General features: G+C 61.8%; 21 protein-coding genes. 7 read left to right on the forward strand and 14 right to left on the reverse strand.

Going from position 1 to position 26,814, the window contains the following annotated elements; translation table 11 throughout:
* Position 1: 1 nt before the first annotated feature.
* A complete protein-coding gene (locus AC6CH8_RS09440; protein WP_498190132.1) occupies positions 2–1,279 on the reverse strand; it encodes an ABC transporter substrate-binding protein in 1,278 nt (425 codons plus the stop codon).
* A gap of 90 nt (positions 1,280–1,369) precedes the next feature.
* Positions 1,370–2,398: an ornithine cyclodeaminase gene (gene ocd, locus AC6CH8_RS09445; protein ID WP_498190134.1), complete on the reverse strand. Its 1,029-nt coding sequence runs from the start codon at positions 2,396–2,398 to the stop codon at positions 1,370–1,372.
* Between the two features lie 269 nt (positions 2,399–2,667).
* On the opposite strand from ocd, the gene AC6CH8_RS09450 reads away from it, so the two are divergent.
* Positions 2,668–3,489, forward strand: a complete 822-nt coding sequence (locus AC6CH8_RS09450; protein WP_498190136.1) for a helix-hairpin-helix domain-containing protein — start codon at positions 2,668–2,670, stop codon at positions 3,487–3,489.
* 49 nt (positions 3,490–3,538) lie between these two features.
* A complete protein-coding gene (locus AC6CH8_RS09455; RefSeq protein ID WP_498190138.1) occupies positions 3,539–5,122 on the forward strand; it encodes a ComEC/Rec2 family competence protein in 1,584 nt (527 codons plus the stop codon).
* A gap of 30 nt (positions 5,123–5,152) precedes the next feature.
* On the opposite strand, the gene AC6CH8_RS09460 is transcribed toward AC6CH8_RS09455, so the two are convergent.
* From AC6CH8_RS09460 to AC6CH8_RS09480, 5 genes are all read right to left on the reverse strand, one after another.
* Entirely contained in the window at positions 5,153–6,136 is a 984-nt protein-coding gene (locus AC6CH8_RS09460) for a DegV family protein (RefSeq protein ID WP_498190140.1), read from the reverse strand.
* A 59-nt stretch (positions 6,137–6,195) separates the two neighbouring features.
* On the reverse strand, positions 6,196–8,724 hold the full coding sequence (gene leuS, locus AC6CH8_RS09465) for a leucine--tRNA ligase (RefSeq protein WP_498190142.1): 2,529 nt from the start codon (positions 8,722–8,724) through the stop codon (positions 6,196–6,198).
* Between the two features lie 304 nt (positions 8,725–9,028).
* Positions 9,029–10,543 carry a glycerol kinase GlpK gene (glpK, locus tag AC6CH8_RS09470; protein ID WP_309075535.1) on the reverse strand — a complete coding sequence of 505 codons (1,515 nt, stop codon included), beginning with the start codon at positions 10,541–10,543 and terminating at the stop codon, positions 9,029–9,031.
* A gap of 80 nt (positions 10,544–10,623) precedes the next feature.
* On the reverse strand, positions 10,624–11,376 hold the full coding sequence (locus AC6CH8_RS09475; RefSeq protein ID WP_420178185.1) for an MIP/aquaporin family protein: 753 nt from the start codon (positions 11,374–11,376) through the stop codon (positions 10,624–10,626).
* 170 nt (positions 11,377–11,546) lie between these two features.
* Positions 11,547–13,328, reverse strand: a complete 1,782-nt coding sequence (locus AC6CH8_RS09480) for a glycerol-3-phosphate dehydrogenase/oxidase (protein ID WP_498190145.1) — start codon at positions 13,326–13,328, stop codon at positions 11,547–11,549.
* Between the two features lie 122 nt (positions 13,329–13,450).
* Here AC6CH8_RS09480 and AC6CH8_RS09485 point away from each other — a divergent pair, with 122 nt between their 5' ends.
* The 4 genes from AC6CH8_RS09485 to AC6CH8_RS09500 are packed head-to-tail and all read left to right on the forward strand — an operon-like array spanning position 13,451 to position 17,390.
* Positions 13,451–14,413: a sugar-binding transcriptional regulator gene (locus AC6CH8_RS09485; protein WP_178992641.1), complete on the forward strand. Its 963-nt coding sequence runs from the start codon at positions 13,451–13,453 to the stop codon at positions 14,411–14,413.
* A 34-nt stretch (positions 14,414–14,447) separates the two neighbouring features.
* Entirely contained in the window at positions 14,448–15,344 is an 897-nt protein-coding gene (locus AC6CH8_RS09490; RefSeq protein WP_166660287.1) for an aldo/keto reductase, read from the forward strand.
* A gap of 10 nt (positions 15,345–15,354) precedes the next feature.
* The gene (locus AC6CH8_RS09495; protein ID WP_498190147.1) at positions 15,355–16,299 is read left to right on the forward strand and encodes an alpha/beta fold hydrolase; all 945 of its coding nucleotides are present in this window, start codon (positions 15,355–15,357) and stop codon (positions 16,297–16,299) included.
* Entirely contained in the window at positions 16,296–17,390 is a 1,095-nt protein-coding gene (locus tag AC6CH8_RS09500) for a glycosyltransferase family 4 protein (protein WP_498190149.1), read from the forward strand. Before AC6CH8_RS09495 ends, AC6CH8_RS09500 begins: the two co-directional genes overlap by 4 nt.
* Positions 17,391–17,420: 30 nt before the next feature.
* Here the strand turns inward: AC6CH8_RS09500 and AC6CH8_RS09505 are convergent, their stop codons facing one another.
* The 3 genes from AC6CH8_RS09505 to AC6CH8_RS09515 are packed head-to-tail and all read right to left on the reverse strand — an operon-like array spanning position 17,421 to position 20,902.
* Positions 17,421–18,767 (reverse strand): MFS transporter, encoded by a 1,347-nt coding sequence (locus tag AC6CH8_RS09505; RefSeq protein ID WP_498190151.1) that lies wholly within the window; start codon positions 18,765–18,767, stop codon positions 17,421–17,423.
* A 14-nt stretch (positions 18,768–18,781) separates the two neighbouring features.
* Positions 18,782–19,783: a PDR/VanB family oxidoreductase gene (locus tag AC6CH8_RS09510; RefSeq protein WP_498190153.1), complete on the reverse strand. Its 1,002-nt coding sequence runs from the start codon at positions 19,781–19,783 to the stop codon at positions 18,782–18,784.
* Positions 19,784–19,798: 15 nt separating this feature from the next.
* Positions 19,799–20,902 (reverse strand): aromatic ring-hydroxylating oxygenase subunit alpha, encoded by a 1,104-nt coding sequence (locus AC6CH8_RS09515; protein WP_498190154.1) that lies wholly within the window; start codon positions 20,900–20,902, stop codon positions 19,799–19,801.
* Between the two features lie 152 nt (positions 20,903–21,054).
* Here AC6CH8_RS09515 and AC6CH8_RS09520 point away from each other — a divergent pair, with 152 nt between their 5' ends.
* Positions 21,055–21,675, forward strand: a complete 621-nt coding sequence (locus tag AC6CH8_RS09520) for a PadR family transcriptional regulator (protein ID WP_498190156.1) — start codon at positions 21,055–21,057, stop codon at positions 21,673–21,675.
* Here AC6CH8_RS09520 and AC6CH8_RS09525 read toward each other — a convergent pair.
* The 4 genes from AC6CH8_RS09525 to rpoZ form a co-directional block, all read right to left on the reverse strand.
* A complete protein-coding gene (locus tag AC6CH8_RS09525; RefSeq protein ID WP_498190158.1) occupies positions 21,672–23,768 on the reverse strand; it encodes a primosomal protein N' in 2,097 nt (698 codons plus the stop codon). The two genes, AC6CH8_RS09520 and AC6CH8_RS09525, sit on opposite strands and share 4 nt — an antisense overlap.
* A gap of 160 nt (positions 23,769–23,928) precedes the next feature.
* Positions 23,929–25,158 carry a methionine adenosyltransferase gene (metK, locus tag AC6CH8_RS09530; RefSeq protein WP_498190160.1) on the reverse strand — a complete coding sequence of 410 codons (1,230 nt, stop codon included), beginning with the start codon at positions 25,156–25,158 and terminating at the stop codon, positions 23,929–23,931.
* A 76-nt stretch (positions 25,159–25,234) separates the two neighbouring features.
* Positions 25,235–26,491 carry a bifunctional phosphopantothenoylcysteine decarboxylase/phosphopantothenate--cysteine ligase CoaBC gene (gene coaBC, locus AC6CH8_RS09535; RefSeq protein ID WP_420178194.1) on the reverse strand — a complete coding sequence of 419 codons (1,257 nt, stop codon included), beginning with the start codon at positions 26,489–26,491 and terminating at the stop codon, positions 25,235–25,237.
* 27 nt (positions 26,492–26,518) lie between these two features.
* Positions 26,519–26,779, reverse strand: a complete 261-nt coding sequence (rpoZ, locus tag AC6CH8_RS09540; RefSeq protein ID WP_011774945.1) for a DNA-directed RNA polymerase subunit omega — start codon at positions 26,777–26,779, stop codon at positions 26,519–26,521.
* Positions 26,780–26,814: the final 35 nt, after the last annotated feature.

The following is a 26,814-nucleotide window of genomic DNA, read 5'->3' on the forward strand; positions in this document are numbered from 1 at the left end:
CTCATTTCATCCACTCGGGCCTATGGAACGTGCCGTCGGCGAACTCTTCAGGAGCGATGTTCAGGCGTTTTCCGGTTTGGATTTGGTAATAGGTCATCGGGATACCGTCCTTGCCAGCCACGGCCAGATGCGTTTTGGGATCAAAATGCACACGACCAAGCGTGGTTTGCTTGTCCAGCTTGCCCAATGCAACCCCGACTTCATCGCGCTTGTCAGGATCACCGACTTCCTTCACCGCATCGGCCCATAAATAGACCTGTTCGTAGAGGCCGTAGCTATACAGGCTGGGTTCGTTCTCGTATGCCTCCGTAAGCTTCCGGGTGAGCTCTTTAGTTTCGGCCAAAGCCGGCAGTGGGGCGAACGGAAGGTTGTACAGCACGCCGTCAGCGTTCTTGCCTGCAAGCTCAGTGAACTCCGGCACGCTTGGAGCGTACTGCGAAAACACCAATGACTGAGTTGGATTCTGACGGAATTGGGTGAGGAACTTTGACGCATTTGCAGTCAGGTAGTCGAGGTTGATGATCACGGCCGGATCGACCTGACGGATTTTGGTTATCTGCGTGGTCCAGTCGTCCACTTCCCCAAAAGGAACAGTGTCGGGTCCCGTAACTTCCCAGCCCTTTGCCCTGAAGTTCTTGTCCAACCCGGAAGCTATGCCGTTGGAGTACGCATTGTCGCTGGAGATGATGTAAACACGGCGGCTGGTGAGCGGGAACGTGCCATCAGCGTTCCATGCATCCAATTGTTCAGGGATGCCGGTGCTGTAGCCCTCATATGAAGGGGCAAGGGACCAAACTCCAGGATACTTTTCGGGGTCCTTGGAAATGATGTCCTGTGTTTGGGCACTGTTGCCGCTCAGCAAGTACGGAATTCCCGCTTCTGCCAGTTGATCAATTTCAAAGTTGGTGGTGCTGGCGTAACCGGTGAGCACCGCCGCAACATCGGGGTCTGAGGTCAGTTGCGTCACAGCGGCCGAGACTGCATCCGATTTCTGGTCCCGTACATCAAGGGCTTTGAGTTCGATCTTCCTGCCATCGATGCCGCCCTTGGCATTGATTTCGTCGACTGCAAGTCGAGCGCCCTGTTCCATGAGCTTGCCGTCAGCTGCGGCCACACCTGTGAGGGGGGCCAGAAGCCCGAGCTTGATGGCAGCTCCGGTGACCCCGGAGTCACCACTTTCACCTGTGGGGACGGTGCAACTCACCATCGAGATAGCCATGAGAGTGGCCGCGGAAAGGAGGAGTGAAGAACGTAATCTGGGCTTGATTGAGGTGGACATAGCGCTCCGTAGGAGATGGGGATTTTGGTCCGGGTTTGAAGTCATAACTGACGGCATTTAGTGGATAGTGGCGACGATGGGGTAAGTCGTCTATCCGACGGGCGCTAGGGCACCGACAAGACCGAACAGGTCCTTGGGATCGTCCGGATTTGCAACGAGGTCTATGTCTTCAAAGAACTCGGTACCGTCCACGGAGTCCCGCACGTATCGCAGGGCCGAGAAGTCTTCCACAGCAAATCCAACGGAATCGAAGATGGTGATTTGCTCTTCGGAGGTACGCCCTGGTGCCGCGCCGAGCAGGACCTTCCAGAACTCTGTGACGGCGAAGTCGGCCGGCATCTGCTGGATTTCACCTTCGATCCGTGTCTGGCTCTCATACTCAACAAAGACGTCGCCGATCTCCAGGATCGATGGGTCAAGTTCCGTTTTTCCGGGACAATCTCCGCCGATCGCGTTGAGATGGATTCCAGGAGCAATGTGTTGGACGCTTAGGATCGTTGCTTGGGTTTTGTCTGCCGTGCACGTCGTGACGATGTCGGCACCCTGAACTGCTTCCAGAGCAGACGAAGCAACATGTACTTCGAATCCAAGGGGAACCATGTTGCGGATGAACTTGTTCACTGCGGCGGGATCGGTATCCCAAACCTGAAGCTTCGCCACCCCCAGCGCCGTCCTCATCGCCAGTGCCTGAAATTCTGCCTGACTCCCGGTTCCAATCATGGCCATGACGCTGGAATCGGATCGAGCCAAGGCCTTCGCGACCATGGCGGATGTGGCTGCGGTGCGTAGCGCCGTGAGGATCGTCATTTCCGCCAGGAACGTCGGGTAGCCGTTGTGGACATCTGCCAGGACGCCGAACGCCGTGACGGTTTGGTAGCCACGGGCTGGATTGGAGGGGTGCCCGTTCACATATTTGAAGCCGTAGGTCTCGTGATCACTGGTGGGCATGAGTTCGATAACGCCGTAGGGCGTATGGCTGGCGACGCGCGGCGTCTTATCAAACCGCGCCCAGCGTCGGAAGTCCTCTTCCATGTAGTGGATCAGGTCTTTGATGATCGTTTCCGGGCCTTGGGATCTGACCCAACGGATCATGTTGCTTACATCGACAAAGCGCGTCATCTGCGCTCCCTTCTGGTTCGTGCCGTTCACGTCCTCGGGATCGGCTCAATCCATCATGCGTTACAAACCATTCAAAGTCACTATCTTTTTAAAATTTGTTATGTTTGTTTCAGAGCTTCTTACGGTGAACAGTGAGGCGGTTCAGTGCGATCCGAGCAAAATTCACCTTCGTCGGGGCCAGTCGTAAGCGGATTGTTCCTTCGTTCGTCTTATCCACATAGAGCACCTCGTCCCCGCTGTGACAGCAGCGGCAGCCATAGGCTCGTTCTATGCCACGCCGGAACCGGGATGCCGCCCCAGATGCCGCAGCGCAGGCAATCCGGCAGCGTTTTGCATCCCGCCTGGGTACGGAGACCCAGACCATTCCTCTGTTGCAGTTGCCCGGCGAACCAGATCCGACGCCTGAAGATTCGGACCCGGAATCCGGGATGCGTTATGTGCGGAGCCGCTGGCGAACCCCATGGCGGGTGGCTGCCCTCCTTGCGGTTGTGGGAGTTGGCATCATTGCTTGGCACTTGTGGCAATCGGCCGTGGGGCAGCCAACAACAGAACCACTCACGTATTCCTCGTCGGCGGGGCCCGGGCTGTCGGTTACTTCCGAATCTCCTGAGTCAGAGCCCACGGAGGCTGGGGGCAGCGTGCTCGTGCACGTGGCTGGTGCCGTGCAGAAGCCTGGTGTTGTTTCCCTGCCGGTGGGCAGCCGGGTTTTCCAAGCGATTGAGGCTGCCGGGGGTGTTGTATCCAGTGCAGAACTCAACAGCCTCAACCTTGCTGAGGTGGTGAGCGACGGGGCCAAGATTCAGGTCCCTGTGGTCGGGGAGGTGCCGCAGCCTGCCCCACTTGCTGGAAGCTCGGGCCCTGCTGGCGGTACCGGAGATGACGCGGCAGAGGCCAAGGTCAACATCAACACGGCGTCCTTGGAAGAACTGGGAACGCTCCCCAGAATTGGGCCGGTGACTGCTCAAGGAATTATTGATTGGCGCAAAGAACACGGCCCTTTTGCCTCCGTCGACGAACTTGACGCCGTTGACGGCATCGGACCCAAGCTCATGGAATCAATCAAAGACTTGGTGACGGTCCAGGGTGGCTAATTCGGCTGGGATGACAAGGATCAGTGCAGTTTCATCGCGATCGAAGCGCATGGATCTGAGGCTGGTTCCCACGGTGCTGGTGACCTGGTCCGTTGCACTTGCCGGGGCGTTTATCGATGCAGCGTGGTCCGCAGCCGTAGCGGGGATTTTGGCCTCGGTTGCGGTTTTGCTGCGGGCGGGAGCGCGGCGTCATCGGTCAGCCTTGAACCGTGCCAGAACGGTCCCCGCCACCATTGCCCTTGCCTTTATCATGGGTGCTGCAGTGGCTGTTCATTGTGCTGTCATGGCCAATGCCCGCGAAGAGGGGCCGCTCGCTGAGGCTGTAGTAGAAGGAAACGGCGTCCTTATCCACGTGCTCATCACAGGATCTCCAACTGAGGTCCGCGCACCGGGCCAGTCAAGTGGAAACAGGTGGTCGGTAGCTGCAACCTTGGTTGAGGTCACCTCCAACGGTTCCGTCATTCGAGGTTCCGCAGACTTGATGGTAATGGGTGGGAACGGCTGGCAAGACGTACGGCCCGGTCAGCGTGTCAGAACATCGGGAACGCTGAAGGCTGTGCGGGAAGGACAAACGCAGGCAGCTCTTTTGTCAGCGTCCTCCGTGCCCGTTCTCGTCGCGTCGACTCTTGATCTGCGGCAATCCTCCGTCGACGTACGGAAGCACTTCATCGCAGCTTCGAGTTGGTTGCCGCCCGACCCTGCCGGGCTGATGCCGGGCATGGTCACAGGAGACACCAGCGCTCTTCCCGAAGGCCTGGAGGCGGATATGACGACAACCGGAATGACACACCTGACCGCGGTCAGCGGTGCCAATTGCAGCTTGGTGCTGGGAGGCTTCATTTTGTTAGCGCGATGCCTGAGGCTGTCACGCCCCGTAGCCGGTGCTTTCGCTGCATGCGGTCTGGTGGCTTTTGTTGTGATGGTGGGTCCGGATCCGAGCGTGCTCCGAGCTGCTGTGATGGGGACTGTGGGGCTGGCGGCCTTGATCGGGGGCCTGCGGGGTCGATCCTTGACGTTCCTCAGCCTGGCCACCATTGTTCTCTTGCTTCTTGATCCGAGTATGGCGACGAACGTCGGGTTCCTGCTGTCCGTGCTGGCGACCTTGGGTATTGTCCTGCTGGCCACTCGCGTTGCGTCATGGATCCCTGCATGGGTGCCACGGTGGTTAGCCGCGGGTGTTGCCGTTCCGTTGTCTGCGCAGCTGCTGTGCGGCCCGGTGATAGTGGCCCTTCAACCGCAGTTCACTCCTTATGCGCTCATCGCTAACGTGGTGGCCGGCACCTTGGTGGCACCCGTGACGATTTTCGGGACTCTAGCCGTTCCCCTATCAGTGGGCTTGCCATGGTTGGCAGCAGTTCCCATAGCCCTCGCCGGAGCATGCGCGGGAGTGGTGGCTGGCGTGGCAAGGTTCTTCGCGCATTTGCCCGGGGCCGCCCTGCCATGGGCCGAAGGACCGGTCGGGATTGTGTCCATGGCGGCCTTCTCGATGATGACCTTATTGGTTGTCTGGGTAGCGCTTCACCCTATGCAAGCTATGGCAGGCGTCGTTGGGCTGCACGATGCCGTGGTGGTGCTCCTCGATCGCTGGCTGTGGAAACGCGCGGGCGGGCGCAGACCAGCCAAGGAAACATAGCTTTGCGCCATGTGCCACGGCGGTCAAGGATCAATCCGTTGGCGTACTGCTCTCCCCCACGATGACCGCAAGAACGCCCAATCCTGCATGTGCTGCCAACACAGCCGGAAGCGCACTGATTTGGGGTGCCGGGCAGTCAGGGCATTTTTCGTTCAGGCGGGCTGCCAAGGCTTCGGCCTCCAACTGATTGCCAAAATGGTGAACTGCCAAACGTTGCTGGCCGGCCGGGCGGGAGGCGACGTCAGCGGCAACGATCTCCTCCAAGCGGGCCACGGCTCGCACAGCGGAACGGACCTTTTCCAGCGGCACGATCCTGCCGCCGTCGACCGCCAGGATGGGTTTAATAGCCAAGACGGTACCGAACAGCGACGCTGCCGCCCCGATGCGCCCACCCCGTCTCAATTGCTCGAGGCTGGGCACGTAGAAGTAAACCTTGGTGCGCTGCATGCGCTTCTCGGCAAATTCGCGGACTTCTGCCGCTCCCTGGCCATCGGCTGCTGCCACCACTGCACTCTGGACACCCATGCCTTGAGCCATCCCCACAGTGCGCGAGTCCACTACTTCAACCGGGATGCGCACGCGTGCGGCAGCCAACCTTGCGGCATCAGCGGTTCCTGAGAGCTCGGACGAAATGTGGATGGACACCACAGCCTCGAAACCGTGGCGCTCCGCAGCGAGGTACGCCTGTTCGAACTGGCCAGGCGACGGCCGTGAAGTTTTCACCGAGGCGCCGGAGGCAAGAGCCAAGGAAAGGGTTTGTGTGATGTCGTCTTCGCCCTCGCCGTAGATTTCGCTTCCCACCATGACTGGCATGGGAACAACCGCGAGGCGCCCGTCTGAGGTAAAGGCAGATACCCAGTCCGGCGGCAGGGCAGCGGCCGAATCGGTGACAACCGCGGTTTTGACGACGGCGGCCAGCGGCACGTCAGCGACAGGAACCGGTGCCGTGGGCTGCCGGAGGCGCGCCACTCTTTCCTTGAGCCATATCCATGCGGGTGGTTCTCGCTCAGGCACGCAACCTCCAAAGATGATGGCTGGCCGCCGGCAGAACGCCGGCGGCCGCACTATCCCTGCTAGGCAGGAACGATGTTCACCAGTTTAGGTGCACGCACGATGACGGTGCGGATGCCACGGCCGTCCAAGGCACGCTGGACGTTTTCCGAGGCCAAGGCGAGCTCACGCAGCGCGTCCTCGGTGATGTCCGGCGACACTTCAAGACGGTCGCGAACTTTGCCCTGCACCTGGACAACGGCGGTGACGGTGTCCTGCACCAGCAGTGCATCGTCGTGCTTCGGCCAGCCTGCATTCGCAACGGAAGCCGGGTGACCGAGAGTGTTCCAAAGGTCCTCGGCCGTGTAGGGCGCAAAGAGGCTCAGGATTACGGCTACGGCTTCCACCGCTTCACGAACAGCTGGATCTGCGGCACCTGCACCGGAATCGATGTTCTTGCGCGTGGCGTTGACCAACTCCATGAGGCGGGCAACCACGACGTTGAACTTGTTGTTGTCCAGCAGTTCAGCGGCATCTGCGATGGTCTTGTGCGTCACAGTGCGCAACGCACGGTCACCAGTCGCCGGATCAACGCCCGGTTCACTGCTGACGTCCTGGCCAAGGCGCCACGCACGGGCCAGGAACTTGGCCGAACCTGACGGGGAAACGTCCGCCCAGTCGACGTCGTCCTCAGGTGGGGAGGCGAAGACCATGGTGAGGCGAACGGCGTCGACACCGAACTTGTCCAACTGCTCGCCCAAATCCACGCCGTTGCCGAGGGACTTGCTCATGGCCTTTCCGCCGTTGAGTACTTGGCCCTGGTTGAGCAGCGCAGAGAACGGTTCGTTGGCTTCGATCAGGCCGATGTCCTTGATGACCTTGGTGAAGAAACGTGCGTACAGCAGGTGCAGGATGGCGTGTTCCACGCCGCCCACGTACTGCCCGACCGGCATCCAGTTGTTGATCTTTTCGGGATCGAACGGGCCTTCGGTGTAATCCGGCGATACGAATCGCAGGAAGTACCAGGACGAGTCCACGAACGTATCCATGGTGTCAGTATCACGCTGCGCTGCACGGCCACAGTTGGGGCACTCAACGTTGACCCACTCGACGGCGGCGGCCAGCGGGGAGGTCCCCTTCGGCGACAACGCCTCACCGCGCAGGTTGTCGGGCAACCTGACGGGGAGCTGGTCATCTGGAACGGGCACTTCGCCACATTCACCACAGTGGATGATGGGGATCGGAGTACCCCAGAAGCGCTGGCGGCTCAGCAGCCAGTCACGCAAACGGAAGTTGACGAACTTTTCGCCGGTTCCGAGCTTCTCGAGAATCTCGATCGCCGCGGGAATGCCGTCGGACTTGGAAAGGCCGTCCAACTCACCGGAGTTCTTGAGCGTGCCTTCACCTGCAGTGGCGACGCCGGTCTCTGCGGGATCTTCGTCACCGGTATCCAGTACCGCACGGACGGGCAGCCCGAAAGTCTTGGCGAAGTCGAGGTCGCGCTGGTCGTGTGCCGGGACCGCCATGATAGCGCCCGTGCCGTAGTCGGCCAGGACATAGTCAGCGGCCCACACCGGGAGCTTTTCTCCGTTGAGCGGGTTGACGGCGTAGCGGCCGGTGAAGACACCGGTCTTCTCGCGTTCGGTGGACTGGCGCTCGATTTCCGAGAGTGCCTTGACCTTTTCGCGGTAGGCCATAAGTTCATCGTGCTGTTCAGGCGTCACCAAATCCAGCGCCAGGTGAGCATCCGCTGCAACGACGAAGAACGTTGCACCGTAGAGGGTGTCCGGCCGGGTGGTGAACACGGTGACTTCGCGCTCGGCACGGTCATCCGTGGCTTCAATGACAAAACGCACGTGGGCGCCTTCGGAGCGGCCAATCCAGTTGCGTTGCATGGCCAGAACGCGCTCGGGCCAGTGACCCTGCAGCTGGTCCATGTCCTCAAGAAGACGATCGGCGTAGTCCGTGATCTTGAAGTACCACTGGTTCAGGGACTTCTTGGTGACAGGCGTGCCGCAACGCTCACAAGCGCCGTTGACGACCTGCTCGTTGGCGAGCACAGTCAGGTCCTTGGGGCACCAGTTGACGGGCGAGTCCTTGCGGTAGGCCAGGCCACGCTCGTAGAAGCGCTTGAACAGCCACTGAGTCCACCGGTAGTACTCGGGGTCGGAGGTGTGGAGGCGGCGGGACCAGTCGGCGGAGATTGCGTAGCGCTTGAAGGACGCCGCCTGGGTGTCGATGTTGGCGTAGGTCCACTCACTGGGGTGTGCGTTGCGCTTGATTGCAGCGTTCTCAGCGGGCAGGCCGAAGGAGTCCCAGCCGATGGGGTGCAGGACATCGAAGCCCTTCTGGCGCAGGTAACGCGCCACGACGTCACCCATGGCGAAGGCTTCGGCGTGGCCCATGTGGAGGTCGCCGGAGGGGTACGGGAACATGTCCAGCACGTAGCGGCGTTCCCGCGAACCATCGTCGGCAGGCGTGAAGACTTTGAGGTCCTCCCAGACCTGCGGCCACTTGGCTTCCATCGCAGCGAAGCTGTAGACGCCTTCTTCGGGCGCTTCGGCTGCGGCTGTTTGTGCTGTTCCGGTCTCTGTCTCCGGCTGAACGCTCACTGCTGCCCTCTTCTGTTCTTCGATGGCGGTTTTGACTCCTGCTTTGGCACCGGAAAGTCCCGGACACACAAAAGCCCCTCAACAATGGAGGGGCGGCCGCACGGCTATTGAAAGCCGAGCGGCTAGCTAAGCAGAAGGATCGCACGCATAGATCTACAATAGCGCACGATCAACGTTCCACTCACCGGCAAAACATGGTGGGCGGCGCGGCGCACAGCGTCGAAAAAGGGGCCGATGACTCCCCGCCATGGTGTGGTGGGCACCGCGAAGCGGGCGGGCGGGAGTCATCGGCCCCTTTTTTGAACTACTTCACGTCTTCGTCGACCCAGTCCATGGACTTTGTTACGGCCTTCTTCCAGAGCCGCAGTTGACGCTCCTGCTCCTCCGCCGGAAGCTGTGGCTCCCAGCGCTTGTCTTCGTTCCAGTTTGCGCTGAGCTCGCCGAGGTCTTTCCAGAAGCCGACGGCGAGGCCGGCCGCGTAGGCAGCACCGAGGGCCGTGGTTTCCACGACCTTCGGGCGGACGACGGGCACGCCCAGGATATCGGCCTGGAACTGCATGAGTGCCTCGTTGGCGACCATGCCGCCGTCGACCTTCAACTCGGTGAGCGGAACGCCCGAGTCGGCGTTGACGGCGTCGAGTACTTCACGCGTCTGGAATGCAGTTGCTTCGAGTGCGGCCCGGGCGATGTGGCCCTTGTTGGCGAAGCGCGTGAGTCCGACGATCGCGCCGCGTGCGTCTGCACGCCAATACGGTGCGAACAGACCGGAGAAGGCCGGCACGATGTAGACGCCACCATTGTCCTCGACGGCGGCAGCCAAGTCCTCAACCTCAGGAGCGGAGCTGATCAGGCCGAGGTTGTCGCGGAGCCACTGGATCAAGGACCCGGTGACGGCAATGGAGCCTTCAAGGGCATAGTGCGGCTTGGCGTCGCCCAGTTTGTATCCAAGGGTGGTGAGCAGGCCGTTCTTTGAGTGAACGATCTCTTCGCCCGTGTTGAAGATCAGGAAGCAGCCGGTGCCGTAGGTGTTTTTGGCTTCGCCGGGCTGGAATGCGGCCTGCCCGAAGGTTGCCGCCTGCTGGTCTCCGAGGATGCCGGCGACCGGCGTTTCGCGGAGCAACTGGGAGGTGTGGACGTGGCCATATACCTCGGAGGAGGACTTGATGGCAGGCATCATGGAGGCCGGGACGCCGAAGACGTCCAGGATCTCCTGGTCCCACTGCAGCGTTTCGAGGTCCATGAACAGGGTTCGGGAAGCGTTGGTGACGTCGGTGACGTGCACGCCGCCGTCAACACCGCCGGTCAGGTTCCAGAGAACCCAGGCATCGGTGTTGCCGAACAGGAGGTCGCCGGCTTCGGCACGTTCGCGGGCGCCATCCACGTTGTCCAGAATCCATTTGATCTTGGTTCCCGAGAAGTACGTGGCCAAAGGCAGGCCGACCTTCTGTTTGAAGCGCTCCACTCCCCCGTCCTGGGCCAGTTCATCCACGATGGGCTGGGTTCGGGTGTCCTGCCAGACGATGGCGTTGTAGACGGCCTCGCCGGTGTTCTTGTCCCAAACGACAGCGGTTTCGCGCTGGTTGGTAATGCCGACGGCGGCGATGTCGTGCCGTGTCAGGTTCGCCTTGGACAGGGCGGAGGCGATGACTTCGCGGGTGTTGTTCCAGATTTCGGCGGGGTTGTGCTCAACCCAGCCGGCCTGCGGGAAGATCTGCTCATGCTCCATCTGGCCGGTGGACACGATGTTGCCCGTGTGGTCAAAAACGATGGCGCGGGAGCTGGTTGTGCCCTGATCGATGGCGATGACGTATTGATTCATGGTGACGTCCTTGTCTTTGTTGTTAGCTTCTCAAGTGTTTATCTACAACGTGCGGTGAAGCGAAGTGCGTACGTGCGGGACTAGCCTGCGATTGCAGGCATGATGTCCGGTACCCAGAGGGCAACGACGCCTGCAAGGGCGCCGCCAACCAGCGGTCCGACGACGGGAATCCAGGAGTAGGCCCAGTCGCTGGTGCCCTTGCCCTTGATGGGAAGGATGGCGTGGGCGATGCGGGGACCGAGGTCACGTGCAGGGTTGATGGCGTAACCGGTGGGACCACCGAGGGAAACACCGATGCCAACAACGAGCAGTGCAACAGCCAGCGGGCCGAGGCCCGAAGGGGTCCCGCCGAAGGTCAGGATGACGAAGACCAGGACGAACGTGCCGATGATTTCCGTGATGAGGTTCCACGGGGTGGAGCGGATGGCCGGACCGGTGGAGAAGGTGCCCAGCTTGCTCGCTGCGAGGGGCTCTTCATCGAAGTGCTGCTTGTAAGCAAGCCAGCAAACAACTGCACCCAGGAAAGCGCCGAGCAGTTCAGCGCCGAAGTACGTCAGGGTGGACGCGAAATCCACGGGAACACCGGGGGCGTATTCTGCTTTGCCGTTGACAAGCAGGCCCAGGGTGACGGCCGGGTTAAGGTGCGCACCGGACTTTGCGGCCACGAAAACGCCCGCGAAGACCGCAATACCCCAGCCCCACGTCACCATCAAGAATCCACCGTTGTTGCCCTTGGTGCCTTTGAGCGCAACGTTTGCCACGACGCCGCAACCCAGCAGGGTCAGCATCATGGTTCCGAATACTTCGGAAAGGAAAACAATTCCAAGAGACATCTTTGACTCCTCATTTTTCTGTTGTCAGCCTCCTCGCGGGTGAAGAGGCTGTTGGGACGGTTCCGTTGTCTCCGGAACCGTCCCGGTGTGGTGGTCCCCTGGCGGGCCCACCTACCCCATTCCGCCCCTGCCGCACATTGGGACGGTCAAGCTGTTTCCGCTGCTTGGTGTCAGGCTACGAGACTGTGCACGTCAACCTTGTGGAACCGTTGCAGTACTTCCTGGGCGTGGCGGATTTCTGCTTCACGGGCAGCAGCATCCCAACCAAGAGGCTCGGCCAACGCTGCTGCTATTTCATTGAGCAACTCCCCGGTGACAAGCCCACGGAACGCCAGCGACGTCCTGCGGATGAGGACATCCACCAGGTGCCCGATCTGCTCGTGCTCGGCCATGAACGCCAGCTCCCGGACGCTCAGTTCGCGCGTGGAACGCAGCGGAGTGTCGTGTCCGGCATTCAGGTAGTCGATGACGGCATCTGCGCGCGTTCCGTACCGGGTCAACAGGACGGCCACGCGGTCAGCATCCAACCCCGGCCCCATGTGCTTCTTGATCCATTCCTGCTCGCCTTGTTCAGTGGCAGGGAAGCCGGCGCCGCCGCCGATAGCAAGTTTCGCCGTCGAGACCTTGCGCTCCATGCCCAGTTCGCGGAGGACGTCATTGGTCATGTGTTCGGCCAGCGCGCGGAAGGTGGTCCACTTGCCGCCCACCAGGCTGAGCACGACGGCGGCCTTACCGCCTGGCGTAGCGACGGAGCCGCTGCCGGTGCGGACGCTGCGTTCGATGCGGTAGTCGCGTGAGACGAATCCCGGCTGGGTTTCGTCGTGGCGCGGCAGGGGCCGGACGCCGGCGAAGCTGTAGACGATCTGGTCGCGCTCCACCTTGATGGTGGGAAACACGTGGCCGACGAGGTCGAAGAAGTAGTCGATTTCTTCTTCAGTGCACACGGCGTCCTGGGACATATCAGCGTCCACATCCGTGGTGCCTACCAGCACGCGGTCACCCATGGGGTAGATCAGGACGATACGGCCATCAGTGTGCTCGAAGAAGATTTCGCGGCCGTTGCACGCTGCCAGCAGTTCCGGGTGGTCCAGGACGATATGCGATCCCTTGGTGCCGCCCATGAACTTGCTGACTGCGCCCATGGCCTGGTTGGTGAGGTCAACCCAGGCCCCCGTGGTGTTGACGATGACGTCCGCCTGGAAGTCGAATTCCTTGCCCGTCAGTTCATCACGGAGCCGGACTCCGTCCGAGCCCATGGACACGAGAGAAACGTAGTTGCTGGCGCGGGCGCTTCCTCCTGGGAGTCCTCCGCCACGGCCTGCTTTCTCCCCGTCCTGCAGGACGTCAAGGGTCAGACGCTCCGGGTTATGAACCGAAGCATCAAAGTAGGTAGCGGCGTACTTGATGCCGGAATGAAGTTGGGGAAGTTCAGCCAAGGCCTTGGTCCGCCCACGGAACTGGTGGCGCGGTACGTTGCCGCCGTCGCGGGAGAAGAAGTCGTACATGCTCAGGCCAACCTTGATCAGGAAAGCGCCGCGTTCCTTGGGCTTGCCTTGCTTGTGGCTGAGGAAGCGCATGGGTGCAGACAGGATGCCGGAGAACGTGCTGAAGATCGGGATGGTGGTCTGCAGCGGCTTCACGTAGTGGGGCGCGATCCGCAGGAGCCTGTTGCGCTCGACCACGGACTCCTGGACCAAGCGGAACTCGCCGTTTTCCAGGTACCGGATGCCGCCGTGGATCATGTGGGAGGAGGCACCGCTGGCACCTTGGCAGTAGTCACCACGTTCAACAAGCGCGACGTCGACACCCTGGAGGGCGAGATCGCGGAACGTTCCGACACCATTGATGCCACCGCCGATGATGAGTACCTTGGCCGAGGGCCGCTCCTGCAGTGCAACGACGGAGTCGCGCTGTGTGTGCTGTGAGGTACCGGAAATCCTGTTGTGTCCCAAAACTGCTCCCTTGGGCTTGGTTCGTGCGCCGCGCCACTCGCTGCTGCACCGTTCACCACTAATCTGGCGAAGGTGGAAAATGGAGTCAAGCTATTTGCACAAACGTGCAGTAAGGAAATGAGATGGGACGATCACGTCACTCGGATGCACTCCGGGCTGCACAGATGTACTACCTGCAGGACCTCACCATGGATGCGATCGCCCGGGAGCTGAGGACATCCAGGTCCACGGTGTCCAGGCTGTTGTCTTCGGCGAGGGAAACGGGCCTCGTGCAGGTCCAGATTCGAAGCCCTTTCGATACCGGACCTGAGCTGGAAAGCCAGATCCGGAACCAATACGGCGTGGATGTCCACGTGGTTCCGGTACTGGACACGCTCAACGAAGCAGAGACCCTGGACCGCGTAGCCATGCAGGCTGCACGGACAATCGGACCTTTGGTGGACTCGAATGCCATCATCGGAGTGGCCTGGGGTGCGACGCTCAGCGCGGTCAGCAGGCACCTCACGCGCAAGGTGACCCACGACAGCATCGTGGTCCAGCTCAATGGCGCCGGCAACATGCAAACCACCGGCATTACGTATGCCAGTGACATCATGCGTCGCTTCGGCAGTGCGTACGGCGCCCGCGTGGAACAGTTCCCTGTTCCGGCTTTTTTTGATCATGCCTCCACCAAGACCGCCATGTGGAATGAGCGCAGCGTTCAACGCATCCTGGACCTGCAGGCCCGGATGAGCATCGCTATCTTCGGCGTCGGATCTGTGGACTCGGACTACCCGAGCCATGTCTATGCCGGCGGTTACCTCGATGAACACGACCTCACCATGCTGGCCGCAGACGATGTTGTGGGCGATGTAGCGACGGTCTTCTTCCGGAGTGATGGTTCCTCTGACGGCATCACCTTGAATGAGAGGTCAACCGGTCCCAGCCATGAACAATTGCGGCAAGTCAGGCGACGGATCTGCGTGGTCTCCGGGGCATCCAAGATCAATGGCCTCCAAGGAGCCCTGGCTGCGGGACTCGCGACGGACCTCATTCTGGACGAAGCCTCAGCCCGACGCCTGGTGAGTTTCAATGGCCATTCCTGAAGCAATCGTGCAAGGAATGGGTAGAGTCGTTGCTATGAGATCCCCATCCAAGCTGACATCGAACAGGCTGGCACTAAACAACGGCGTTCAGATGGATCGCATGGGATACGGGCTCTATAAAGTTCCCGCCAAAGACGCAGAGGCCTTGGTTGCCACGGCTTTGGGTGAGGGCTACCGCCGGTTTGATACTGCCGCGATGTACGGCAACGAAGTCGGGGTGGGCCGCGCTCTCGGCGGTGCGATCGGTGACGCCGCGGAAGCCAACAGAGGTACCGGTGGCTCCGGCGAGTCGGTACACGCGCTGGCACGCGAGGACCTCTTCGTTACCACCAAGGTCTGGAACGATGACCAGGGCTACGACGCGACACTACGGGCGTTCGACACGTCCATGGCGAACCTTGGACTTGATTACGTGGACCTCTACCTCATCCACTGGCCGTGCGCCGGCCGGGGGTTGTTCGTGGAAAGCTACAAAGCCATGGAAACCCTTTACAGGGAAGGCAAAATCCGGGCCATAGGTGTTTCCAATTTCCAGCCCGGACACCTGGATGAGCTCATGCAAAAGGCAGAGGTTGTTCCGGCAGTGAACCAGATAGAACTGCACCCCTGGTTGCAGCAGACCAGATTGCGGACGTTGCACGAGCAACTCGGAATCCGTACCGAGGCGTGGAGTCCCCTTGGTCGCGGGCAAGTCCTGGCTGACCCCGCTATTGTCGCGCTGTCAGAAAAGTATGGCCGGACTCCGGCCCAGGTCATTCTGCGGTGGCATCTTCAGCTGGGGAACCTGGTCATTCCCAAGGCAAGCTCGGCCGGACGGATCAAGGAAAACATCGCCGTCTTCGATTTTGAATTGGACGCCGGGGATATGGACGGCATAGCCGCATTGGAACGCCACCATCGGACCGGGTCCCACCCGGACAACGTGAACTAGGAATAGACGAATGGACAACGTGGACACCGCGAACTCCCCACAGGGTGCGCAGGCCCCCAGCGAATTCTTCAGCGAATCCTTGCCGGGGCGGACGCATGCCTCGGAGGTTGAGGTGGATGGCAGCAAGGTAGCTTACTGGACCTACGAACCGGTCACCGTCACTCCCCTGACGCGCACCATCCTGGTGATCCACGGTTTCCGGGGTGACCACCACGGATTGCTGCGCGTAGCCGACCAACTTCCCGGGATGCGGATCATCATGCCGGACTTGCCGGCCTTCGGAAGCTCGGAGCCTTTCGTCCACGATGAACACAGCGTTGAGCGCTATGGAAAGTTCATCTCCGGGTTCATGGCCGCGCTCGATCTGAATGACGAGACTGTCCTGCTGGGCCACTCCTTCGGCTCAATCGTGGCCAGCCACTTCGCCGCCGCGAATCCCGGAACCGTCTATCCGCTGATCCTGATCAACCCCATTGCCGCACCCGCGTTGGAGGGTCCCAAGGGCTTCATGACCAAACTAGCGGTGCTGTACTACCAGGCGTCCGCCAAGCTTCCCCGCCAGCTCGGACTAGCGGTCCTTCGGAATCGGGTGATCGTTCGCATCATGAGCATCACCATGGCCAAAACCAAGGACAGAGCCCTTCGTCGTTTCATCCACGACCAGCACGACGCATATTTCAGTGCCTTCGCAGACAGGAAGAGCCTGCTCGAATCGTTCAAGGCCTCCGTCTCGGGCAACGTGGCCGAGGTCGCCGGGAAACTAACACTTCCCGTACTGTTGATCGCCGGCGAAAAAGATGAGATCGCCACTCTTCCCAACCAGCACAAACTCATGAAGCGACTACCTGACGCCAAGCTGGAAGTGATTCCCGACGTCGGGCATCTTATCCACTATGAGACGCCGGTTCCGGCCGCTGAAGCAATCCGTACCTTCCTGGAGGAACATCCCGCGTGAAAATTGTCATCGACGCCCGCTTTACCCGAACGGACCATCACGATGGCATCAGCCGCTACGGTTCCAGCCTCATAGCCGCAACGTCCAAAATCGCCGATGTCACCATGCTCATCAGCGACAAGCGCCAACTGGCACTTCTGCCCGACGTCCCGTACGTGATGCTCAACAGCCCCCTGTCACCTATGGAATTGTTCGTCGCCCGCAAGGTCAACCCCCTTGATGCTGACGTGGTGGTGTGTCCTATGCAGACCATGGGCACCGTGGGCCGCCGTTATGGACTGGTGCTTACCCTTCATGACCTCATTTACTATGAGCACCCGACTCCCCCGGGCTTCCTGCCAGCCCCCGTTCGCCTTCTCTGGAGGCTCTACCACAAGGCGTTCTGGCCGCAGAGGCTCCTGCTCGACCGCGCGGACATCGTGGCCACCATCAGCCGCACCACTGAAGCCCTCATGGCCAAGTACAAACTGACCAAGCGTCCCGTGCGCATCGTGGGCAACGCACCCCAACCCGGTCAAACGCCCCGCGACCCTGAAGGAGGCGCAGACAAGTCCCTCCTCTACATGGGTTCGTTCATGCCTTACAAGAACGTGGAAACCATGATCGGGGGCATGTCCGGACTGCACGATTACACGTTGCATTTGCTCAGCCGGATCACCCCCGAGCGCAAAGCCGAGTTGGAGGCGTTGATCCCCGATGGAGCAAAGGTGCTGTTCCATAACGGTGTCACTGACGCCGAGTACGACGAACTCCTGCTGCGGGCCACCGCGTTGATCAGCCTGTCACGGGCCGAAGGGTACGGTTTGCCGCTGGTGGAGGCGATGGCCTTGGGCACCCCCGTTATCGCAAGCGATATTCCGATTTTCCGTGAAGTGGGTGGTGACGCCGTCAGCTACGTCCACCCCGAATCGCCGACGGAATTCGCGGCCGCTGTGACGGCCCTTGCCGACGACGCACTTTGGCAGCAACGCTCCCGCAAGTCAGTGCAACGCGCTGCAGAATTCAACTGGGACGAGTCTGCACGGCAGCTCGTGGCTGCGGCGGAAGAAGTTGTGGCCCGGCGCGCACGCAAGACCCGGGAACGCGCTTAGCGCACTCCCAGGTCCAGGGGCGGCACCCTGTCATCCAGTAGTCGCTCTTGACGCAGGCTGGTTGGTTGCGGAGGATGCAATCTCTTCGTAGGGCCGCAGTCGAAACAGGGCGACTGCCGCGAGGAGGACCACCACGGCCACTCCGATGTAGAGCTGGTGGGGGTTCCATCCGTTGTCAAGCAGCGCGCCGACCGCAATGGGAGCGAGGATGGCACCGGCCCGGCCGATACCAATCCCCCAGCCCACACCCGTGGTGCGGACACCAGGCTCGTAGGTCATGGGAGCCACGGTGTAGAGGCCAGCGATGCAACCGTTGACGAGCATCCCGACGACCACGCCGGACGAGAACGCCAGCAGCGGCAGGGGGCTTGTGGTGATGAACAGGACGAGGGTCACGGCCGAGAGCACGGTGAAGACCATGAGGGTCAACCGCGCGTCCCACCGGGTTGTGAGCACCCCGTAGAGCAACGAACCGAAGGTTCCGCCCATGGTGAGCATGAGTCCGCCGATGATGCCCTGCTGCTCCGTCATCCCTGATTCCACGAGCAGCCGGGGCGTCCATGAGTTGGCGAAGTAGAAGCCGAACATGATGACGAAGAAGGAGATCCAAAGCAGGATGCTGGCAGTGCGGTACCGCGGGCTCAGGAGCACGGCCACGCTGCCCTGCTGCTTACCGGCGCTTACAGGGGCAGGACCGGGATTGACGTAACCCTCGAGACCCAGACGGCCGGCGATGCGCTGGAGCTTCGCGGCCGCGCCCTCCGGTCGCCGGGCGCGGAGGTAGTCGACGGACTCGGGCATGAGGACAACCACCAGAGCGATCGCCAGGAGAGTCAGCAGGCCACCAACAAGGAACACGGAGCGCCACCCGAAGGCGGGGATGAGCTGGGTCGCTCCCATCCCACCGAGCGTGGCACCTACTCCATAGCCCGCGGTGAAGATGCTGACGGCCATACCGCGACGGCGGGCATTGGCGTACTCACTCGTGATCACAGTCGCGGAGGCGAGGATGCCGCCCACACCCAGTCCTGTGACGACGCGCCACAGGCCGAGCTCAAGCGCGGAGTTCGCTGTTGTGGACAGGAACAGTCCGACGGCGTTGATCGCCAGTGCCACGATAAGGATCTTGCGTCGGCCGTAGCGGTCCGCGAAGGGCCCGAGGACGAGCGAACCCACGGCCATACCGATGAGGCCCGCGCTGAGCAGCCAGCCAAGCTGGGAACCGGAAAGTCCGAACTCCTTGGTCACGGACGTGGCTGTAAAGGCCATGGCCAGCACGTCGTAGCCGTCGAGGGCGTTGAGGAAAGTGGTCACGGCGATGATGAGCCACTGGTAGGACGACATCTTGGATGCGTCGATCTGGTGTCTGATATCCATGGTGCTGATGCCTCTCAGGGGATGTCGATGGTGAGGATGGTGGGACGGGTCGTCGGGTCTGTGCCCGGTTCGGCGGCGGCCACCCGCGAGACGCAGCAACACATTTTGGTGTTGGGTTCCTTCTGGCGGTCCGAATAGAAAACGTCGCGGTGGTCGATCCGTCCGGCGAGCTCAAGGACCTTGACCTGGCACAGGCCGCACTCACCCTTGCGGCAGTCCGACATCATGTCCACGCCATCACGTTCGAGGGCCTCCAGCACGGACTCGTCGGAACCGACAATTGTCTCTACCCCCAGCCGCGGTATCCGTACGGTGAACGGTTCTGCCTCGTACCAGCCGCTGTTGCCGAAAGTCTCGTAGCGCAGGTTCGTGGGTTCGAGCTCCCGTTCGGTCCATGCACGGCGGACAGCGTCCATGAGCCGGATAGGCCCGCACATGTAAAACTCTGCGTCCTCGGGGGCTGAGCCCACGAGAGCCCGGACGTCAAGGGGAGCGCCCTCCGCGTCGACGTGCGCCTCGAAACGGTCCCCGTGCATGGCGGCGAGGTCATCCAGGTAGGCCATCGCATCCCGGGAACGGGCCACATAGACCAGGCGGTAGTCGGCGCCGAGGCGGCGCAGCAACGCGGCCATCCCGGCGATTGCGGTGATGCCGATGCCACCGGCAAGCAAGACGTAGGAGGGGGCTCCGATCCGCAGCGGGAAGTTCTGCAACGGCTGGGTGATCTCCAGGCGCTGCCCCGGCTGGAGTGAGTGCATGAACACGGATCCTCCCCGGGAGTTGGGAGTCCGGTAGACGCTGAGGGCGAGGTGCGTGCCATTGTCGGCGGCGTTGACCACGGAGTATGAGCGGACATGCTGCTCGCCGTCGATGGTCGTGCGGACATCCACGTGCTCGCCGGGACGAATGGGACAGGGACGCTCCGGACGCAGGACGATGCGGCGGATGTTCTCTGCCACGTCGGATACGGCGTCGACGACGGCCCGCTGCCAGAGGATGTGGTGGGAATCGGCCATGGTTTCTCCCCCTGCTCAGCTGCCCGGCAGGGTTGCGAGGCGACCCTCGGCTTCGAGCGCACGCTCGAGGAGCCGGCGCACCCACATCCCGCCCATGTCGATGTTGAGGTTGTAGAACTCGTAGTCGGGGTTGGCGTCGATGGCCGCCTGCTGCGCAAGAAGCATGGCCTCGTCTTCGCCGAAGACCCCGTGCACGCCGTTGCGCAGCTGCGTGGTGATGAGCTGGCTCTCCAACCGGTAGTTGCGCATGAACGCCCAGAAGTAGTGGCAGGAACGTTCAGTCTCCGGCGTGATGGTGTTCATCACGTAGCCGTTCACCCCGCGGGAGCGATCGCCCTCGGGAGCTCCGGTCCCGGCCGCGGCGACTCCGACGTCGATGCAGATGGTGGACGGGAAGTAGTAATGGATGATCTGCCAGCGGTCCACCTTTCCCTCGAAGTCCGGGAACTTGTCCCGCATGTTCTTTAGCCAAAACGGCGGCGCATCAATGTTGCGCATCCAGCGGGTGACAGTGACGGATGCCTCGTCGTGGGTCACCTCGAACTCGGACTCGGACAGTTCCTCTTGCCCGATCGAGGAGCTGTGCACGAACTCCTCGTGGGTGAGGTCCATAAGGTTGTCGAGGACCAACTGGTAGTTGCACGGGGCGTGGATGGTCTCGCCGTCTCCCGCCCACTCGGAGCTCTCCAACTGGTGCATGTCCGGCAACACGCCCGGGTCGGCCTTCGTAGGGTCACCGAGCCAAACCCACACATAGCGGTACCGCTCCACCACAGGGAAAGAGGGCACCGTGGCTGAAGGATTGAGGGTTTCCTGCGCGGGCATCGAGGTGCAACGGCCAGCAGCGTTGTAACGCAGCCCGTGGTACGGGCACTGGATCTCGTCGCGGCCCACGAGCTTACCTTGGGACAGCGGGGCAAGACGGTGCCAGCAGGCGTCGGCCAATGCGACAGCGCGGCCGTCCTCGGTTCGGTAGAGGGCCAGCGGGCGGCCCGCAATGGTGCGGGCCAGAATCCCCTTGGCGGAAATCTCATGATCCCACCCCGCCACGAACCATGCGTTGAGCGGAGAGGGCAGGAGCTTGGCGGTGGATGTGGTCTTTGTTGCAGAGACAGTCATGAAGCGGTCCTCATCTTTGAGCGGGCCGGAGGGCAGAAAATAACTATCAACATAGCTATTTGGTGACGTGAGACACATACTATCTATCTCGATAGTGGTTTGCAAAGCTCTTCTGGAGCTAAGCTGTAATTGCCGTCCTGAAAGGAGCGCGTGTGACCCTTCGCTCAGCTCTGCTGGCACTGCTGTCCTCAGGCCCGCTGACGGGCTACGACTTGGTCAAGCAGTTCAGCTCCTCCGTGGGCCACGTCTGGCACGCCCCCGACTCCCAGATCTACCCGGAGCTGCGTAGGATGCACGCCGAGGGCTTACTCTCCAGCAGGCCTGTGCCGTGGGGCACCCGCGGAGCGACAAAAACGGAATATGCCCTCGCGCCAGCAGGCGAGACGGCTCTGATCGAGTGGCAGAATCAGCCGCTCACTTACGTCCGGGACCGGGACCCTGCCCGCCTCAGGGCCGCTTACTTCGAGTGGGCACCGTCCGGCGTGGCGGCTGCGCAGCTGCGAGCCCATATAGCCCACTACGACGAACAACGCCTCCAAACTCTGTACATGATCCAAGCTCTCGAGCAGCGCACCCATCCCACGCTTGCCCGGCGCCTCGCCCTGTACTCCGAAGAGGAACGAGAGCATATTGTCCGCTTTAAGGTCTTCGCCTATGAAGGTCAGCTCGCCCATGCCGAGCAGGAAATCGCATGGGCGAAGCGCGGCCTGCAGATACTTGAGGATATAGAGAACCCCGGAACGTCTGATCCGGTGAATGAACCAGGGACCTAGAGGACGTCTACGCCGTCCAAGCGCAATTGCACAGGGCCAGCGGTACGCTTGGCGGCATTTGCTACCTTCACGGCCCGCATGGCACGGGTGGCGGTCGCAGCGTCAGCGTAGGGAATGAAGTAGAGCGTCCTGACCTCCGCATCGCTCTCATCTGCTGACGACTGGGCTCCTCCGAATAGCTGCACCGGCGCAGGTCCGGCTTTGCGAAGTTTCGGTGCCGACGCCAGCTCGGCGTTGGCTTCCAGCGCGTCACTGAAATGCACGACGTCGGCCCTTGCGCCGGTCACGGAAGCCACCCTGACCGCCGGGGGCAGCTGCAGCTCCTTCCGAAGCGTCAGTTCGCGTGATGCGTAGCCGGAAGCATCCCACCGCAACAGTGCTCCCGTCGCCGCGGTGTCGTCCGCAGTAATCACCACCAGCCCACCTTGGCTGGCCGGCTTCACGAGGGAGGCGGCATTGAACCACCGGCGAACAGTGTCCTCCCCCGCCCGCAGGTTCTCCCGCCGGAGCAGCGAGTTGCCGTCCAACAGCAGGGCAGCCGCGTAACCGTGTGGTGCAACCGGCTCGGCACCCACCGTAGCGACTACCAGTGCGGGTGCATCCGGGACTGTTGCCTTAATGTGTTCGCCGGAGGACGTCACCACGGCCTTGCCGGGGAAGGCCCGTCCCAGTTCCTCGGCAGTACGCATGACTCCAGCCGCTCCACGGCGCAGCTTTGTCCCGCTGCAGTGGGCGCAACGCCATTGAGGAGCGGGGGAGGAGCACCACCGGCATGCCGGCATCGCGGAACTGCTGGACACGGCCAAGGGGCCCTGGCAGGCGTTGCAGCGCGCTAGTTCCCGGCACGTCTCACACACCAAGGACGGGGCGTAACCGGCCCTGGCCACCTGAACCAGGACCGGCCCGCGTTCCAGGCCTTCCTTGGCCGCCCGCCATGCTGCGCCGGGCAAACGGGCAATGCGGGCCAGCGGATCACGTTCTTGCTCGAAACTGTCAGCTGTGTTGAGGACTCTGGGCACGGTGGCTCGGACAGTAGTGCGCGGCGCTTCAATGGGCACCGCCCATTGCCTTTCAACAAGGCGCTGGAGTTCGGTGCTGCGGCTATGGGACGCCATGAGGCAGGCGGCATTCTCCTGCTCGGCCCGAAGCAGAAGGACCTCCCTGCTGTGTGCATAGGGAGCCCTTTGCTCGATGTGGAGGTCGTCGCCGTCGTCCCAGCACACCACCAAGCCAAGATCGCGAACAGGAGCGTACGCCGCCGAACGCGTGCCGATGGCAACGCCCGCGGCGCCGCTCAGAAGTCGCAGGAAATTCCTGTAACGGGGCGTTTGGCCATCATCCGCCGTTAGTCGGGCAACGTCCGACGTCGGCAGGACCTTGGCCAGTGCAGCCTCCAACTGCTCAAGATCCCGATAGTCCGGCACCACTACTACGGCTCCGCGCCCGGAGGCCCGCACAGTAGCCACGGCAGACGCCACGAGAGCCGGCCAACCATCAGGGCCAAAGCCCTGAAGAGCCGTGAGGACAGCTTTGGGCGAACCTCCGCTGGCCAAGTGCTGCAGGTAAGCGGCCCCGTTCGCGTACGAAGCCCAGGCATGGGCATCCGTGGCCGGCTTCAGGTCCACTACGTCAGACTCAAAATCTCCGGCCAGCAGTTCCTTCTCCACCTTCGCCACCCGTGGAGGAACAGCCGTTCTAAGGACATCGCTCAGTGTTCCGGCATAACGGGCGGCGACAGTCCCGGCAAGCCCCATAATGGCTGGAGTCAGGACCGCTACGGGGGAAACCAGCTTATGCAGCTGAGTTAGCGGATGGGCCGCGTCGGAATCCGCGCGGCGCTCAGCAATGTAACCATTCAGTTCCTGGCCGTTGAACTTAACTTTCACGCGGACGCCGGGGACCGCCGTTTCGGCGAGGTCAGCGGGAACACTGTAGTCAAAGGGCCTGTCGAGGTGCGGCACGGATGACTCCAGTACCACACGGGCCACCGGATCCTTCGCGGCCAGAGGCGGTCCGTTGACCGGTGCCCGATCGGGAAATCCCTGCAGCAGCGAAGGCTGAAGCAAGGACTGTTGGGCCTCGTGTCCTGTCATGCTCGTCACCTCCCAGTCATTGCACAAGCTGATTCCCATGGAACGCTTCTACACACCTCAACGCAGGATGCCCACAGCGGGATCGACCCGCTGCGGGCATCTCTCTGGCACCAGCCAATCACGGGCCACCGACAAAAACAGGGGCCAACGACAAAACAGGTCAGGCGTTGAAGTATTCCTTCAGGTCTGCCACCCGGTCCAGGCGTTCCCACGTGAAGTCGGGCTCGTCGCGACCGAAGTGACCGTGGGCCGCCGTCTTGGTGTAAATGGGCCGCTTGAGGTCAAGGGCATCAATGATGGCGCGGGGACGGAGGTCGAACAGTTCGTCGATTGCTTCGCTGATGCGCGCCGGATCAACAGTTTCGGTGCCGAAGGTCTCAACATATGTTCCAACAGGGCGTGCCTGGCCGATTGCGTAGGCAATCTGAATCTCGGCGCGCTTGGCCAGTCCAGCGGCCACCACATTCTTGGCAACCCAGCGCATGGCGTAGGCGGCGGAGCGGTCCACCTTGGACGGATCCTTGCCGGAGAAGGCGCCACCGCCGTGGCGGGAGAATCCGCCGTAGGTGTCCACGATGATCTTGCGGCCTGTGAGGCCTGCATCGCCTACCGGGCCGCCGATGACGAAGGCGCCTGCAGGATTGAGGATGTTCGCCGTGCGGGCAATGTCCAGGTTGGACGCCGACATCACGGGGTCGATCACGTAGCTGGCAAGGTCTGCACGAAGCTGCTCAAGGCTTGCTTCTTCTGCGTGCTGACTGGAGATGACCACAGTTTCCACCGAAACCGGCCGGTCGCGGTCGTACCCTACGGTGACCTGGGTCTTGCCATCCGGGCGGAGGTAAGCCAGCTCGCCGTTCTTGCGGACTTCGGTGAGGCGTTCAGACAAACGGTGGGCCAGCCAGATGGGAGTGGGCATATAGGACGCCGTCTCATCGCTGGCGTAGCCGAACATGATGCCCTGATCGCCTGCACCCTGGAGGTCGTAGTCGTCCTCCTGGCGGCCTTCACGGGCCTCGAGTGAGTTGAACACGCCACCAGCGATGTCGTTGGACTGCTGGCCTATTGAAACGGACACACCACAGCGGGCACCGTCGAAGCCGTTGGCGGACGAGTCGTATCCAATCCCAAGGATCGTCTCGCGGACAATCTGCGGAATTTCCACGTAAGCGTCGGTAGTGACCTCACCCGCCACGTGCACCAGGCCGGTGGTGGCCATGGTTTCAACGGCCACGCGGGATTCAGGATCAGCGGCGAGCAGCGCATCCAGGATGGCATCGCTGATTTGGTCGCAGATCTTGTCCGGGTGCCCTTCAGTGACCGACTCGGAGGTGAAGAGCCGGAGCTTGGACGGGGTGCCATGGTGTTCATGGTGCAGCGGTAAAGTCACTCGTCCACCTTACTGGGTTGTGGGACGGCGGTCTTTGCCGTATGTCCCTTTGCTAAGAATTCGGGTGTGGGCTCAATTACATAGCCGGGAAGACCCTTGTGAGCTCGGCGCCCACCCGATCAATCACGGCAGCGGCGACGTCGGCTTTGGAACCGGCAGCCGACTGAGGTTCGGCACCGTGGCCGGAAAGGATCACCACGGAATTGTCATCCTGGCCGAACACCCGGCCAATCCCCACCTGATTAACCACCAGGAGGTCGCAGCCCTTTCGCTTGAGCTTGGCCGTTGCATGCTCCAGGACATCGCCCTGGGCGTCGCCCGTTTCGGCCGCGAAACCAACAATCAGCTGCTGGCCGCCCCCGGCGTTGCGGCGTTCCACGAGCTCATGCAGGATGTCCGGATTGCGGATCAACCGCACAACAGGGGCATCCTCGCCGTCGACCTTCTTGATCTTGGTGTCCGAAACCTCTGCCGGACGGAAGTCAGCCACGGCAGCGGCCATAATGACGACGTCGGAGTCCACCGCCGCTTTCAGCGCCGCGTCGCGTAGCTCCAAGGCTGATTCGACGCGGACAAGCTCGACGCCGGCAGGCGGCTCGACGTCCATGTGCGCTGCGAGGAACCTCACAGTTGCACCGGCAGCCAGGGCCGCAGCAGCCAGAGCAACCCCCTGTTTTCCAGAAGATCGGTTACCCAGGAAGCGGACGGGATCCAACGCTTCCCTGGTCCCGCCTGCGGAAACGGTGACGGTACGGCCTGCCAAGGATGCGTGCGCGGCAGGTTCGGCCTTCGCTGCACCATCCACCGAGGCCTCGGCCAGCGCCATGGCAGCAGCAAAGATCGCTTCGGGCTCGGGCAAACGGCCGGGACCTGAGTCAGCACCCGTAAGGCGACCCGAGGCAGGTTCTAGCACTGTGACGCCACGGCTGCGCAGGGTCTCCACGTTTGCCTGGGTTGCGGCATGCTGCCACATTTCCGTGTGCATCGCAGGAGCAAACAGAACCGGCCCATGGGCCATAAGGAGCGTGTTGGTGAGGAGGTCTCCCGCTTGTCCGGTTGCTGCCTTGGCCAGGAGGTCGGCCGTAGCGGGAGCAACCACGATCAGGTCAGCCTCATGCCCCAGACGGACATGGTTGACCTTATCAACGTCGTCGAAGACGCTATTGCTTACGGGGTTGCCGGAGAGGGCTTCCCACGTGGCCACTCCGACGAATCGGGTTGCGGCTTCGGTGGGGATGACCGTCACCTTGTGACCGGCTTCAGTAAAAAGCCGGAGGAGCGATGCAACCTTGTAGGCTGCGATCCCTCCCCCGACTCCGAGGACTATGCGCACGTGACCTCCGTCAACAGGCAGTCTTTGTTATTCGGTGGGCTCGATCGGCGTGGAAACCAGAAGGCCTTCGTTGATCTCGCGGAGTGCGATGGACAGCGACTTCTCGTTCAGCTTGGTGTCAACCAGCGGGCCGACGTACTCGAACAGGCCCTCGTGCAACTGTGCGTAGTAGGCATTGATCTGGCGGGCGCGCTTGGCGCCGAAGATGACCAGGCCATACTTGGAATCAGCAGCCTCAAGCAGCGAATCGATCGGCGGGTTGATGATGCCTTCAAGGTTCGTGGACACGAATTCTCCAAATTTTAGCGGGCCAACAAATGCAA

Source organism: Paenarthrobacter sp. GQ52 (assembly GCF_059759005.1).